Consider the following 14,634-nt stretch of genomic DNA (forward strand, 5'->3'; position numbering starts at 1 on the left):
GAGGGGCGTGACGAACGAACTGGTGACTGAATCACCTGTAAGTCTCTGAGATGGCTGGCCTGGGGTCGGCTGGCAGAGTGGGTGCTGGTGCTCCGTCTGGTCGTGACTCTTGAATCGCCTGGCCTCTCGCTTCGGCGGGATGCCTTTCCCAGGATCTGTCCGACCGGGTGGGTGCCGGCGCCGACCCTGCCCACTCCGATGGCTTGATCAGAAGCTCGCTGGGAAGGTCGATAGCGTCGCCGTCGCGCCGATCCGGACGCCCGTCGAGGACGAACTCGATCTGCACCTGAGTAATCAACCGAGTGCCGAGTCCGGCGATCGCTTCCATGGTCACCTCCACTGCAGATATTCAGTTGGAGAACGACCCTGACGGCGCCAGAGTACGACCGCGAACCATCGCGCACCCGCGGTGCCGCCCGCGTGTCGCAGACAAGATCAATGGCACCCAGCACCGAATCACTGTCATCTGTCCGATGACAGTGATTCTGTCGTCCCTGCCATTGATTCTGTGTCGAGAATCCGCAGGTTCCCGTCGACCGCACTGAATCCCAGCAGCTCGTCTGCGCCGGTCCTTGCCATTCAACCTGTAGGTTCTCGGAACCGCGACGCGAACTCGACGACGGGAATCCCCGGATCTATTAGCGCGGCACTCAGCCGCTGAGTCAGGAAGACCGCTGCGGGACTCCCACCGCCATCGTCACAGTCAGCCGCGGTTGCCGACCACGAATGTCTCGCCCGCGCCTTCGCAGGCGTCCGGGAGCTCGGAGACCTCCGAGAACCCGCCCGGCAGCGTTACGGCGTCACCACCGGTTAGGTCGTCGCCTCGGTAGCTGACGAGGTCTCCGTCGACGGCGATCTCGGGCGCGGGGAACACAGGAACGACGCGCTCACCGGTTTCCAGATCGACGGCGAGGCAACCATCGACATCGACGACCAGACGGCCCTCGATGCCCGATCCGAATCCGCCCTCTCCCGACGGATCGTAGGTGGCGACGACGATCTCCGGTTCGATCGTCCCGCAGCCGGATAGCACCGCAGCGACGAGGAAACCGCCAGCCGACGCCAGGGGTCGTCGTCTCGTTGCTCGCATCGTCGTCTGTCGAGATCAGTAGTTGTAGCGCAGACGGGTCTCAAGCGGCCGATAGAGCAACTTCGAGTAGACACTGAACGTCGGTGTCGTGCCCGGGTAGGTTCCGCCCTTGTGAATGCCGTACGCGCGATTCGTGCCAGCGCCGTTCGTGTAGTACCAGGGGCCACCACTGTCTCCGCTATCCTGGCCCGCACCGTTGACTCGGACGAACACGGGCTGGCATATCGCCCCGTTGCATGCATTGCTCCAAGTCGGTGCGTACGAGGTGCTGGATACTGTGCCGCAACGCTGCCCGCTCGTCTCTCCACGATGGCAGAGGTAGTCGGTTGCCACCGCAAATGTGTACGAACTGGGGTTCTGGCGTGGAGTTGTCAGGGAGTCGCCGTAGAACGTCGTGTAGGCGCTATGCGATGATGTGTTGATCGTGAAGTAGGCAATATCCGCGTACCCGTTCCAGTTGCGGTGGCTGTACGACGATGCATAGCTCGTGCCTGATCCGCCGGGGTTGGCGAACCAAGGAATCGAGGTCAGGCAGTGCGCCGCTGTCCAGAATCCCCTTGACGAGATCGAGGTCGTGCCTATCTGTGCGGTGAAACCAACGGTGCACGCAGGCACCGTCGCGTTTCCCCCTCGAAGGATCGCGGAATCTCCCACCTCGCCGTTCGTGGCCTGCACGCGGAGGATGCTGTCATCCGCCCCCAGCGAGGACCATGCGTCAAGACCTCGGACAGCTGAGCCGACGAGACTCTCGGCCGACGACTCTTGCGCTGCCGATGATGAGCGCACGTCGAGCACGATCTGCCCGGTCTTCGCGTCGATGTAGGCACCCTGAAGCGCTGAAGTATCACCCGCGTACACATCCTGAATCCGTGGGATGAGATCGACCAGGACATCACCTTGCGAGGAGAAGGCGACCCCGTGCAGCGTGGAGAGAGGAACCCCCGCGGCATCCGCGAGACGTTCGGCGGTGCGGACTATCTCGACGTCATCCGTTCGCACAACGAGCGTGGCCGCTCCCGCACTGACTTCCCGCCATGCGTCGAACGAGGTTTCGCCGAAGCGCTCGGCGAGTGTGGATACCAGATCTCCCGAGATGACTTGAAGGTCGAGGATCTTGCTTGCATCCTCGACGCTCACGCCATAGTCCGCTGCATAGGATTCCGCGATGGACATCGATTCCGTCTCGGCCGGGGCCGCCGCCGCGCCTGCGGCGGCGAAGTCGACGGCCGTAACGCTCGAGGTCGAGGAAGTTGATGGTTCAGTGTCCTGCGCTCGTTCGGACAAGAGCAGGCTCGCGAGGGCGAGAGCGAGGATGGTTCCGCGGACCGCTGTCCTCCCGATCAGGTGTCGCGGCATGTCTACCCACCCACTTCCGATTGGTGAAATGCAATCAGCGGCGCGTACTCGATGTCAAGAGGGCCACGACGGGAGAGGCGTTGAGCGCGCCGTGCCCCGTCGGGGCGCCGCCCGCGCGACGCTTCGTTGGGTTGGAGAGCGCGGCATGACATGGCACCGTCACCTTGGGAGCCGCCGGCTTCAGACCCCACCTACACCCTTGATTCCGATCGGCGACGTCGATCGTATGCGTGAGTACTTCGAACGCCCAAAGCCACCTCAGCCCTGCTGGTCGTTTGCCCCAGCACTACACGACCTCGATGCGGCCGATCGTCTGATACGTCAGGTCAGCGGCGCGTCTGACAGACCTCCGCGCGCGACCACAGTTCGGTTCCTTGGCACAGCAATACCGGGGGTGTAGGGGATGATCTGGATGCGCACGGTGCTGAGGTGTCGGAGCAAGCAAATGCGATGCCGTTGCGACGATGCCACGAGGGCCTTCTCGAGCGCGGCGGGGCGCTTGCAGCCGGCGTTGAGGCGCATGCTGAACGCGGTCTCGACTGCGGCCTTTCCGCGGGCGACAATGCGTTCGGCGATGTCGTGGAGGTGAGTGGTTGTGGTGCCCTGCATGATCGTGACGACGGCGGCTTCAAGCGCCCATACCTGTTCAGCGAGTTTGAACCGGGAGCTGAGGAGGTACGACGCGAACGACAGGTCGGTCAGCACGGCCGTGAGTCGCACGACCTCGGGATATGCCGCGAGGAGCACGGTGTCGCGGCCCAACTCGCCGATGCCGAGGTCTGCCATCCGGTCAGCAACGCGTCGCGCGGGCTTCGCGTCTCTCGCCCAGTGTTCGATGAGGGTGGCAGCGAGTTGCAGTTCGCCGGTGTGCAGGCCGATGCCTCGCTTCCACAGCGTGCCAGAGAGGCATCGCTCCGCGTGCGCGTAGTCGGGGTGACGGGTCAGGTCGATGTCGACACCGTCAAGGTGCCAACGGCGATGATGGTTGCAGACCGCACCCCCACGACTCCGGACCATCGTGGACGCGCCGCGGGCGCACCGTCGGCACGCTGTGCGAGGTTGCTGGGTGTACCCGCAGCGTGTGCAGTTGCCGGGCTGCCACGCGAAGTGCTGACAGCGGACATACATCGCGTTCCGGCGGGCTTCGCGGTCGAAGTGCCCTACGGGTAGCGACCCGAGGCGCTCTGCCCACGGTCCCGCATTCTCCAGGTTCGGGCGGAACGGCGACAGGCCGGCGATATCCGTGACATGAAGCCGAAGGTCACGTTCGGTGAGCGTGTTCGCTTCGGCGAGGCGGGCCAGGTAGCAGGTGACGGTCTCCCCCGGAACCGTGCGGACCGGGACGGGCAGGGCGCGGACATCAGCGACGGGTGCCTGCCCCTGCCGCATCCCTCACACCTCGACTACGGCCGGTGTTGGATCGGGCGCGGGGGTGGTCCCGAATACGGTGTCGAGGTCGAGGCGTTCGGTACCCGTGTCGATCGCGTCGATCGCGAGCATGTGCACCATCCCGGTGAGATCCCCAATGACCCCTCCGGTCGCGGTGTGGAGATGGCGAACGTGGCGGAGGATCGCGCCGGGTTCCTGATCGATCAGCCCCAGCGACGCTTCGACCGCGAGCAACAAGTCCGCCCACGCGGCGCGGGCCTTGCCGGTGGCTTCGAACTTGTGCAGCCGCATGATCTGGAACCTGCTCGTGATCTGCCGGCCTCTCGTGCCATCCAGGAGCCCGCTGCCCTCGACATCCGCGCCGGCGTACACGAACGTGCCCGGGCACTTCTCCGACAGCTGCTTGAGCGTGTCGGACGCCTCACTCATCTGCTTGTACTTCTGGTTGATGTTGTGGATCTCGTCGACGATGATCAGCTCGGTCCGACACGTCGCGATCACGCTCGCGACCGTGTTCATCAGCTCACCCGTGTTGTAGTGGGTCCGCACCGGCAGGCCCAGGAAGTGCGCGAACTCGCCCAGCATCAGCTTCGGGGTGCACGACGGCGGCACCGACACGTAGATCACCGGGATCGACCCGGACCCGGACCCGCCGACATCGCGACGGCGCCGCTCGAACCGGCGGGCGATGTGCGCGACGGTCGTGGTCTTCCCGATGTTCGGTTCGCCCGAAACGATCACACCGAGCTTCCCGTGCGACTTGTACGTGTTCAACATCAGCCGGCGGCGGATCTCAGCCTCGATCGCCGCGAACTGACCGGTAGCGACCACCGACCCACGCACCATGAACTGCTTCCGCGCCTCACGGTGCAGCGCACGGTCCGCTGGTGACATCGCCTCCAGTTCCTCGCGAGTGACTGGTAGTGGCTGGTCGACGGTCTCGCTCACGAACGCGGACCACCCCTCCCTCGTATTGATCGCCTGCGTCATGTCAACCGCTCCCACACCCCGTCATCATCGTCAAGCAGCGAGAACCCACCGCCGCGCTCCCAGATCACTTCGTCTTCTACCTGCTCCTCGGCTGCGTCGTCGCGGGCGTCGGCTTGCGCGGCGCTCGTGTAGTGCATCGGATCGCGGTTGACCTCCGCGGATCGCGCCGCCCGGTTACGTTTCGTGCCCGGGCGGACCCACTGGGCGCGTTTCATCCGATCCGCGAGCTGGGCAGCGTCCTCCCGGGTCACGCGGTCGGCATCGGCGTCAGTAGCGCGGGATTCCCGCCAGATGTCGCCGCCCATCGGCTCGTCGAGGAGGTCCGGTGTGGCGCGGAACGGAACGAACGCGCCGTCATGCTCGACCCACACATACAGCGGGTTGTGCGGGTCGTACCGGATCACGCATGGACGGGTCGCCCCTTCCCCTCGCGAGCCGGCCGCGCGGAGGTCGGGGAGTCGCTTCGACCGGTACACCCGCCGGTTCTGGTTGATGCCGTAGTCCTGCAACGTCACCTTCTTCGACGGGAGCAGCCCGATGAAGTCATCTACCCCGAACGGCACGTGAATCTCTGGCGCGACCCGTCGGTACGCGCGGAACATCTCGTTCGGTGTCAACGACCGACCCGGAAGCAGCGGGTCGGTCAGCCCGTCATGGGGGCGGTTCTGCCACTCGATCGCAACCCAGTCCTCCAACAACTCCTGCAACTGCGCGACCGCGAGGACATCATCGGTCGGTTCCGCCCGACCCCGCCTGTCCACACTGCCACCGGTAAACCCCTCCAGGTACTGCACGAAACGGGTCACCATCGACTCGAACGTCCGCTCCACATGGGGCTTGTCCGTCGGGGTCTCCTTCCCCGCGAAGATCAACGAGATCCCCACCCGTGCGCATCCCGACCGGAACGCTTCGGAACGGTAGATCTTGCCGTTGTCGGTCGTGATCGTCTCCGGGAAGATGTACGGCTGCGCCAACCGGTACTGATCGAGCTTGTCCTGCTCGATCATGAACTGCCCCGCCCACGACGCCGCGACCCGCTCCCGCTGCTCCCGTGCCCCCGGGGGACGGAACTCGTACGGCGTCAGCGCCCGCGCGAGCACACCAGCCAGATCCGCACTGTTCGTCGCGATCGCACGGACCAACGCCGCGAGAATCGACCTCGTCGCGACATCATGGATGATCGTCAACTCCGCACGATTCAGCCGGCCATCCAGCAACCGGGACGGCACATCGATCACCGTGCTATCGATCTGCACATGCTCCCCCGGCCGCAACGACCCATGCAACTCGAACGCGCGACCCGGCTTGTTCGCCGCCGTCTCTCTCGCCCGCGCGGAGCTATTCAGCTTCCGTGCGGTCGGGTGCGCCGCGATCAGCCGATGCAGCGTCCGGTCGCTCGGTAGCTCCAGATCGTCGCCAAAGTCCTCCTCAAGCATCCACTTCAGGTTGTCGACCGTGCGGGTGCGAGTCCCCGATGAACGCTTGATGCCGGCCGCGCCGAGCTCGCTCAACGCCGCACTAATCCGCGCGTCAATGCCAGGCTTGCGCCCGTTCAAGCGTCGGCCGTCGACGAGCCCGATCACTCCCTCCGCCAGGTAGCGACGGAACTTTCGGCGCACGGTCTCCGTCGAGGCATCGAGGTGGGGCTGCATCGCGGTCCGTACATCGTTGAGCAGTGACCCCAGAGGCGCGCCCTTGTCGAGGAGGAGCTTCATCGCTTCGAATTGCTCTACCCACGCCTCGACGAGACGTCGCTCAATCGCAGGCAGCTCAGCGATCAGCTGAAGATCTGACGGTTCGGACGACGGCGGCCGCACGTCATGCCAGGAGGCATTCGGCAAGCGGAGCAACTCTTCAATGACAACCTGTCGGACGAAGTCCTCTTTCAGGGATCGCAGCACCGCATGTCGGTAGTCGATCGCGATGATGATGAAGTCGTGATCGTCCCACGTCAGCCGTGTCCCGATCCCGGCGCGCATCGCTACACCGCCCTCGCCATCGAACGCAGCGACAATCGATCGTCCGGGTCGACTTGAAGCCGCCGCCACCACGCAGCGGAGTAGACGGCACCCAGTGGTTCCGGGCACGCGTCGTTGAGTTCTGACGCCCAATCCTGCAACGTCCGCTCCTCCCCCACGTGCGCGCCGAGGCACACGTCCGCGCCGGTGGAAACCCACCGGTCGTAGCGGTACCCGGAGAGAAATCGGAGGTTGCGGTCCTCCATCGTTGAGATGTCGCTCACCACCTGATAGCCCCAGCCGAGACCCTCGCATAGCGCAGCGGTCCACCGGAACGTCTCGACATCCCGCTCATCGATACGCTTGGCAGGTTTCACGTCGACGACAACTCCGCGACCGTCGCGGTATCGAACGAAGAAGTCCGGGACATGCCACCGCGCACCGACTCCCCAATGAACCGTCATCGGCTGCGACGCGATGGCGAGCACCCGCCGGTCACGGTCGAACCGCATCAGTGCGGCGCGCTCGTACAACGACTCGAACCACACGTGCCGACCGGTGGTCGCCGCCCAGTAGAAGCCCTCGTAGTTCTTCTTGTGCTTCCACGACTCCGGTTGGCGCACACGATCCGTGACCTCGAAAAGAACCCCGGCGACGTCCACAGCACTCCGACGATCCCGGCGACCAGACGCAACCCACTCGATCTCGACACGAGCCACGTCGATGCTCGGCGCCGGAGATTGGATCCCGTTCACTCGCCCACCCCCTCACTGATGGATGTTCAGTTGAAGAAGGGAACCTGACGGCGCCAGAGTACGACCATCCACCCGAGACGCCCGCCGACCGCGGCCGCGTGTCGCCCGACTCCAGACACAGAATCAACGGCGCAGACACAGAATCAACGGCGCAGACACAGAATCAACGTCACCGACACAAGATCAATGGCACAGACACAGAATCAATGTCATCGGACATCATCGGACACAACACGAGCGCCCATCACGAAAAGATAACGACAAACCCTTGCCGTCGTTACCTTCCCGTTATAGAGTGCAAGCACGGTAGTTGTTTTGCTGTGGCAGCTACCGGCATGTGATTGCAGGACACTCTTGGTGCAAGGGACAAGCCCCGGTCGGAAGCCTCTCTGACCGGGGCTTACTCTTGCCCGAAGCCCGCAGCGCGACGGGGCGGACTCACCGGGTCAGACGCCGCCACCACCGCCTCCGCCGCCGCCACCACCGGCTCCTCCGCCGCCACCGGAACCGCCCGACGTCGATGACGAGGCGGACGCGGCGGCCGACAGCGACCCGATGCCGGACGCGAACGACGACGCGTTGAATCCCGCCGCGCCGACGTACCAAACGGGGCCGACCGCGCCGGTGTTCGTGTAGAGCTGCGACAGCAGCTGCGACCACTCCTTCTCCTGCCCGAACACCACGGCGTACGGCAGTAGCGGTTCGTACAGCTTCAGCATCTGGGTCGGGCTCGACACGTCGACGCCCACCCGCTCGGCTCCTCCGGGCGACTGCAGCATGCGGATGCGGTCGGCCTCGGCCCACTCGATGAACTCGCGCAGCCCCGCGAGGTGGTCGCGCACTTCGGCACCCGCGGCCGTGAGCGGCTGCTTCGCGATCACGATGATCGCGGCGATCGTGGCGACCACCGCGACACCGATCAGCACACCCGGAAGCGCCGACGACACCCCGGACTCCATCGCCAGGATGCCGGCGACCACGACGCCTGCCAACGCGACGAACGCGAAGAACGGCGCCCTGGCGTACGCCCACGCCGACACCGGGCGCACGAAGCCGCGTTCGCGCAGGTCTTTCGACGCGTCGGCGAGGATCGACTGCGCGGCCCTCGACAGGCCACGATCCTGACGGCCGAACGTGAACCGCGTGCCCGGCCCGCCACCGCCGAACAGCCCGCGCAGCAGGATCTGCCCGTTGGCGTCGGCGCGCGTTGCATCGACGAGTTCCGCGACCAGTGGCACCCGCCCGTACCAGGTCTTCTCGCCCTCGAGGATGCGGATCGACCCCACGACGGCCTGCTCGAGCACTTCGGCCGGAATGCCCTTCGCGCGCTTGCCGAGCAGCACGGCGCTCTCGAGCGCGTCGACACCGCGCGGCGGCGTGTACTCGGCGATGATCGTCGGCCGCCCCGGCGCATCGCGCAAGAACCGGCGTCGCGTCCACACCGCGGTGCCGACCGCGCCGGCGCTGAGCGCGAGCGCCCCGGTCTGCAGCCAGCTCCACCCGGATGCGGCGAACGACGTGTCGAACGCCTCGAACGCGTCGTCGTCGAGACCGACCGCCATCGTCAACGTCTCGCCGGGCGCGACCTGCTCGGCGCGTGCCGTGACGACGACGCCCGCGGCATCCGAGGTTTGCGCGATGTCGGCGCACGGGGTCTCAGCTCCCTGCGACCCCTGGTAGCAGGCGAGGTTGCCGGTCAGCTCATCGGCGAGCGACGCATCGAGGTGCAGTCGCGCCGTGATCTGCCCGAACGGCTGCGCCCAGTCGACGCCGTTGACGTCCCAGTAGAACTCCAGACCAGTGTCGGGAAAGTCCCACACGACGTGCTCGAGTGTGTACGTGAACACGTAGGTCTGCGCGCCGTGCACGTAGCCGGTGGCGCGAGAGGTCATGGCGTAGTCGCCGTCGGTGTCGACCTCGGACGGACGGCTCGCACCGCGCTCGTCGGTGATCGAGATCAGCGTCGGGTTGAGGGGCTGCCCGTTGTACCGGTCGGGAATGACGCGACGCATCCCCCGGTTCTGATCCGTCTCGGGAAAGACGGCGACGAACGTCTCGACCACGTGCAGCCGGCTCGTACCGTCGTCGGCCGTGCTCAGCGTGTAGTCGGCCGTCATCGACTCGAACGTGAAGTCATCGACGTCGGCGTACGCGGGCTGAGCCGAACCGAGCACCGGCCCACCGAACACGGCACCCGCGAGCAGGATGAGCGCGAACACACCCACAACCGTCGACCACCTGCGCCACCCCGTCTGTGCCATGCCATCCACGCTACGGGGCGGCGAGCGGTGCCGGGGATAGTCTGGACCCCATGACCGACCGGCACCTCGCGATCGCGGCATGGGAGAGCCTGTTCCGCGCACAGCACGAGGTGTTCGGAGAGATCTCGGCCGACTTCGACGACGACACCCTCAGCCAGCCCGAATACGACGTGCTGCTGACGGTGACCCGCGGCGACGAGCACGCGGCCCGACTGCGCGATGTCACCGCGAACATGCTGATCAGCCAGCCGAGCGTCTCGCGCCTGGTCGACCGCATGGTCGCGCGCGGCCTCATCCAGAAGTGTCCCGATCCCCGCGACGGCCGCGGCGCCATCGTCCGGGCGACCGAGACGGGGCTGGCGATCTTTCGCCGGGTCGCGACGACGCACGGGCGATCCATTGCGGGCCGGATGTCGGTGCTCACCGACGACGAGCTGCGCGACCTGCAGCGGCTCACCGGCAAACTGCGTGGGCCTGTCAGCACTCGATGACGTTGACGGCGAGCCCGCCCTCGCTGGTCTCCTTGTACTTCGTCGACATGTCGATGCCGGTCTGCCGCATCGTCTCGACGACCGTGTCGAGCGAGACGTAGTGCGTGCCGTCGCCGCGCAGCGCCAGCCGCGCCGCCGTCACCGCCGTCGATGCCGCGATCGCGTTGCGTTCGATGCAGGGAATCTGCACGAGCCCGCCGACCGGGTCGCACGTGAGCCCCAGATGGTGCTCCATCGCGATCTCGGCGGCGTTCTCGATCTGCCGGTTCGTGCCACCCATGACCGCGGTCAGGCCCCCGGCGGCCATGGCGCACGCCGACCCGACCTCGGCCTGGCATCCGCCCTCGGCGCCCGAGATCGACGCGTTCGCCTTGAAGAGCGAACCGAGCGCCGTCGCCGTCAGCAGGAACCGGCGGATGCCGCGGCGACGATTCGCCTCAGCGATCGCGGCCTCGTCTGCCGCCGCGTCGACCGCCGGCAGGGCGAGCTCGGGGGCGGTCGGCGGGTGGAAGCCCAGCAGCGCCGACCCGACGAGCTCGCCGTACGGCGTGACCGCGTTGCCGCCGCCGAGACCGGAGTCGGCCATGAACCGCCACCAGTACATCGCGACGGCGGGGAGGATGCCGGCGGCACCGTTCGTCGGGGCCGTGACGACCCGCCCGCCCGACGCGTTCTCTTCGTTGACGGCGAGCGCGAACGCGCCCAGCCACTCCCCTGGTAATTCGCGTCGCCCGTCCGCCTCGGCCTCTTCGAGCTGCGCCCGGATGGCACCGGCCCGGCGGCGCACCTTGAGGATGCCGGGCAGCACCCCGTCGGCGTGCAGGCCCGCGACGACGCAGGAGGCCATGGCATCCCACACCGCGTCGAGCGCGGCCGCGACCTCGTCTTCGGAGCGCAGCGACTCTTCATTGCGGCGCGCGACCTCGGCGATCGTGAGGCCGTGACGGTCGCACAGTTGCAGCAGTTCGTCGGCCGAGTCGTAGGCGAACGGAAACGGCGCCGCCGCGACCTGCTCGTCTGCACCGTCGCGTCGGATGAACCCGCCGCCGATCGAGTAGTAGGTCTGTTCGGCGAGCACCTGCCCGCCCGCGTCGCGGGCCACGAGGGTCATCGCATTGGGGTGCCCGGGCAGCCGCTCACGCGGCGCGAACACGATGTCTTCCTTGCGGAAGGCCACCGCGTGATCGCCGTCGAGCAGCAACGGTTCACCCGTCGGCCAGTCGGTCCACGCGGAGCGGACGGCAGCGGGGTCGACGGTCTCGGGCTCGAGACCCTGCAGCCCCGCGACGACGGCGTCGGGGGTGCCGTGGCCGATGCCGGTGGCGCCGAGTGACCCGTACAGCGTGCATGCGACGGCGGTGACGTTCGGCAGCTGCCCTGCTGCCCGCAACCGAGCTGCGAAGTCGCGGCCGGCGCGCATCGGTCCCACTGTGTGGGAACTCGACGGTCCTACCCCGATGGAGAACAGCTCGAACGCTGAGATGTACGCGCTCATGGCATCGAGCCTACGCGGCACGATCACCGCGGCGGGGAGCGACTATGCGGCGCGGAACCACTCGCTCTCGTCGACCACGATCTCGACCTGCCTGCGCACCAGCGCGGCGAGCACGTGGGCGCTCGGCGTCGACTGCCACGACGGGGCGAGCGCCGCGAGTACGACGCCGAGCCCGATCGAGAACCCGTAGGCGAAGGCACTGCCCGACTGCGGCACGGTCGACAGCGTCGGACCGACGGTGTGGCCGGCTGCCGCACCCCGCACGAGTTCGTGTCCGGCGCGCGATCCGGCGTCGATGCCGATCAGCAGCGGCACGGGCGGCGGCGCGGTGCGCTCGCCTCGCGGAAAGAGCAGGTCGCAGCTGGCGGGATGGATCTGCGCAGCGACGGCGATGAGTGCGGCGGTGTCGGCCATGTCGGCCTCCTCAAGGAGCGAGGGCCCGCGCGGTGCGGGTCACATCAGAAGAGGCGGCAACGCTCCCGCTGATACCGTCACGGCTTCTGGAAGGCGATCAGACCGATCGTGTTGCCCTCGGTGTCGCGCACGAACGCCTGCCATTCTTCGTGCCCTTCGGGGCCGATCGCGTGGGTGTCGTGCACGAAGATGACGTGCGGCGGCGTGACGACCTCGATCGCCCCGCCGAGCCGCTCGATCGTCTCGTGCACGTTGTCGACCTCGAAGTAGTGCAGCGCCGAGGGCGCGTTCGCGTCGAGCAGCAGTCGCACCCCGTCGAGGTCGAAGAACAACAGGTCGGGGTCGGCGAACCGGGCCGAAGGCGCCCGTTCGAGCAGCACCGTGTAGAAGTCGGATGCACGGTCCAGGTCGGTCGCCCGCTGGGCGATCTGTCGCAGCTCCATCGATGTTCCCCTCCGCGTCGGGCGGGCGCGCGCCGTCGTGTGCTCAGCGTAGCGCCGCCGCTTAGGCTGGGGCGCGGAGGAGAACGATGACCCCGCTGAGCACCCTCGAAGACGACCGCACCGCCGCGCTCGCGGCCGCCGGTGACGCCGGTCGCGTCGACGACGCGTTCCTCGGACGCTTCGACGAGCAGTTTCCCCGGCTGCACCGACTCTTCACGCAGCTGTACGGCGGGCGCGATGACGGTCAGGACCGCTTGAGCGAGCTCATCGCCCTCGCCTCGACGAGCTGGAGTCGACGTCCGCTCGAGCTGAAGGTGCGCGACGGCGCCCGCCTCGACCAGCCCGACTGGTTCACGTCGGAGCGGATGCTGGGCGGCGTCTGCTACGTCGACCGCTACGCCGGAAATCTCGCCGGCATCCGCGATCAGATTCCGTACTTCCGCGATCTGGGCCTGACGTACCTGCACCTGATGCCGCTGTTCGACACCCCCGACGGCGACAACGACGGCGGGTACGCCGTCTCGAGCTACCGGCGCGTGAACCCGAGCCTCGGCTCGATGGAACAGCTTGCCGAGCTCGCTGCAGAGCTGCGCCTGGCCGGCATCTCGCTCGTGCTGGACTTCGTGTTCAACCACACCGCCAGCAACCATGAATGGGCGCAGAAGGCGGTCGCGGGTGACCCTGCGTTCGAAGATTTCTATCTCATCTTCGATGACCGCGAGATGCCCGATGCCTATGAGCAGACCACGCGCGAGATCTTTCCGGACGACCACCCGGGCTCGTTCGTGCAGCTGGAGGACGGCCGCTGGATCTGGGCGACCTTCTACCGCTACCAGTGGGACCTGAACTACGCGAACCCGGCGGTGTTCACGGCGATGGCGGGAGAGATGCTGTTCCTCGCGAACCAGGGCGTCGACATCCTGCGCATGGATGCCGTCGCGTTCATCTGGAAGCAGTTGGGCACGGCGTGCGAGTCGCTGCCCGAGGCGCACCTGCTGCTGCAGGCGTTCAACGCGGTGCTGGCGATGGCTGCGCCCGGCGTCGAGTTCAAGTCGGAGGCGATCGTGCACCCCGACGAGGTCATCGAGTACATCTCGGCCGACGAATGCCGCCTGTCGTACAACCCGCTGCAGATGGCGCTCACGTGGGAGGCGCTCGCCACCCGTGACGCGCGACTGCTGCAGCAGGCACTCGAACGCCGTCACAGCCTGCCCGCCGGCACCGCGTGGGTCAACTACGTGCGCAGTCACGATGACATCGGGTGGACCTTCGCCGACGAGGATGCCGCTGAGCTCGGCATCGAGGGCGGCGCACACCGCCGCTTCTTGAACGCGTTCTACAACGGACGTCACGAGGACTCGTTCGCGCGGGGTGTGCCCTTCCAAGAGAACCCGAAGACGGGCGATGCCCGCGTCGCGGGAACGACGGCGTCCCTTGCCGGCATCGAGGCGGGCGACCCGGCCGGAGTGGACCGCGTCGTGCTGGCGCACGCCATCGCGATGTCGACCGGCGGCATCCCGCTGCTCTACCTCGGCGACGAGGTCGCCCAGCTGAACGACCCGAGCTACGCCGACGACCCGGCACGCCGCGACGACACCCGCTGGGTGCACCGCGGGCAGCGACCGCGCGACCGCTACTTTCAGCGCACCGACCTCGAGACAGATGCGGGGCGCGTGTTCTCGCGACTCACGCACCTGATCGCAGTGCGGCACCAGACCCCCGAGTTCGGCGGCAACGACCTCGTCGGCTTCCATGTGCCGAAGGCTTCCGTGCTCGGCTACCAGCGACCCGGGACCGACGGCCAGGTCGTGCTGGCGCTCGCGAACGTCGGCGACGAACAGGTCGTGGTCGACCCGCTCACCCTGTCGGGCTTCGACCGCACCGCACGCGACATCGTGCACGCCGTCGACATCGACCTCGACGAAGGCCTCGTGCTCTCACCCCACGGTTTCGCGTGGCTTCGGGTGCGGGCCCTCTGACGAGAGGTCGGGA

12 protein-coding genes are annotated in these 14,634 nt (G+C 67.1%); 2 read left to right on the forward strand and 10 right to left on the reverse strand.

Annotated features, from left to right (window positions below):
- Nucleotides 1-703: 703 nt before the first annotated feature.
- From ACSF8R_RS05310 to ACSF8R_RS05340, 7 genes are all read right to left on the reverse strand, one after another.
- Entirely contained in the window at nt 704-1,033 is a 330-nt protein-coding gene (locus ACSF8R_RS05310; protein WP_434810819.1) for a hypothetical protein, read from the reverse strand.
- 72 nt (nt 1,034-1,105) lie between these two features.
- On the reverse strand, nt 1,106-2,446 hold the full coding sequence (locus ACSF8R_RS05315; protein ID WP_193599399.1) for a hypothetical protein: 1,341 nt from the start codon (nt 2,444-2,446) through the stop codon (nt 1,106-1,108).
- Between the two features lie 321 nt (nt 2,447-2,767).
- On the reverse strand, nt 2,768-3,463 hold the full coding sequence (locus ACSF8R_RS05320; RefSeq protein WP_434810820.1) for a hypothetical protein: 696 nt from the start codon (nt 3,461-3,463) through the stop codon (nt 2,768-2,770).
- Nucleotides 3,464-3,838: 375 nt separating this feature from the next.
- A complete protein-coding gene (locus ACSF8R_RS05325; protein ID WP_193599397.1) occupies nt 3,839-4,825 on the reverse strand; it encodes an ATP-binding protein in 987 nt (328 codons plus the stop codon).
- Nucleotides 4,822-6,804, reverse strand: coding sequence for a Mu transposase C-terminal domain-containing protein (locus tag ACSF8R_RS05330; protein WP_193599396.1), 1,983 nt, complete (start codon nt 6,802-6,804; stop codon nt 4,822-4,824). The genes ACSF8R_RS05325 and ACSF8R_RS05330 overlap by 4 nt, the downstream gene beginning before the upstream one ends.
- 2 nt (nt 6,805-6,806) lie before the next feature.
- The gene (locus ACSF8R_RS05335) at nt 6,807-7,445 is read right to left on the reverse strand and encodes a TnsA-like heteromeric transposase endonuclease subunit (RefSeq protein ID WP_434810821.1); all 639 of its coding nucleotides are present in this window, start codon (nt 7,443-7,445) and stop codon (nt 6,807-6,809) included.
- Between the two features lie 539 nt (nt 7,446-7,984).
- Nucleotides 7,985-9,799 carry a DUF2207 family protein gene (locus ACSF8R_RS05340; protein WP_434810822.1) on the reverse strand — a complete coding sequence of 605 codons (1,815 nt, stop codon included), beginning with the start codon at nt 9,797-9,799 and terminating at the stop codon, nt 7,985-7,987.
- Nucleotides 9,800-9,849: 50 nt separating this feature from the next.
- Here ACSF8R_RS05340 and ACSF8R_RS05345 point away from each other — a divergent pair, with 50 nt between their 5' ends.
- Nucleotides 9,850-10,290: a MarR family winged helix-turn-helix transcriptional regulator gene (locus tag ACSF8R_RS05345; protein ID WP_434810823.1), complete on the forward strand. Its 441-nt coding sequence runs from the start codon at nt 9,850-9,852 to the stop codon at nt 10,288-10,290.
- Here the strand turns inward: ACSF8R_RS05345 and ACSF8R_RS05350 are convergent.
- The 3 genes from ACSF8R_RS05350 to ACSF8R_RS05360 all read right to left on the reverse strand — a co-directional run bounded on the left by ACSF8R_RS05350 (nt 10,277) and on the right by ACSF8R_RS05360 (nt 12,642).
- On the reverse strand, nt 10,277-11,785 hold the full coding sequence (locus ACSF8R_RS05350; protein WP_434810824.1) for an L-serine ammonia-lyase, iron-sulfur-dependent, subunit alpha: 1,509 nt from the start codon (nt 11,783-11,785) through the stop codon (nt 10,277-10,279). The two genes, ACSF8R_RS05345 and ACSF8R_RS05350, sit on opposite strands and share 14 nt — an antisense overlap.
- Before the next feature lie 42 nt (nt 11,786-11,827).
- A complete protein-coding gene (locus ACSF8R_RS05355) occupies nt 11,828-12,199 on the reverse strand; it encodes a hypothetical protein (protein WP_434810825.1) in 372 nt (123 codons plus the stop codon).
- Between the two features lie 77 nt (nt 12,200-12,276).
- Nucleotides 12,277-12,642: a VOC family protein gene (locus ACSF8R_RS05360; RefSeq protein ID WP_434810826.1), complete on the reverse strand. Its 366-nt coding sequence runs from the start codon at nt 12,640-12,642 to the stop codon at nt 12,277-12,279.
- An 86-nt stretch (nt 12,643-12,728) separates the two neighbouring features.
- Between ACSF8R_RS05360 and ACSF8R_RS05365 the strand changes: the two genes are divergently transcribed.
- Nucleotides 12,729-14,621: an alpha-amylase family protein gene (locus ACSF8R_RS05365; protein WP_434810827.1), complete on the forward strand. Its 1,893-nt coding sequence runs from the start codon at nt 12,729-12,731 to the stop codon at nt 14,619-14,621.
- Nucleotides 14,622-14,634 lie beyond the last annotated feature (13 nt).

Origin of the sequence: Microbacterium sp. bgisy189, assembly GCF_965345345.1 — a bacterium.
Lineage (GTDB): Bacteria > Actinomycetota > Actinomycetes > Actinomycetales > Microbacteriaceae > Microbacterium.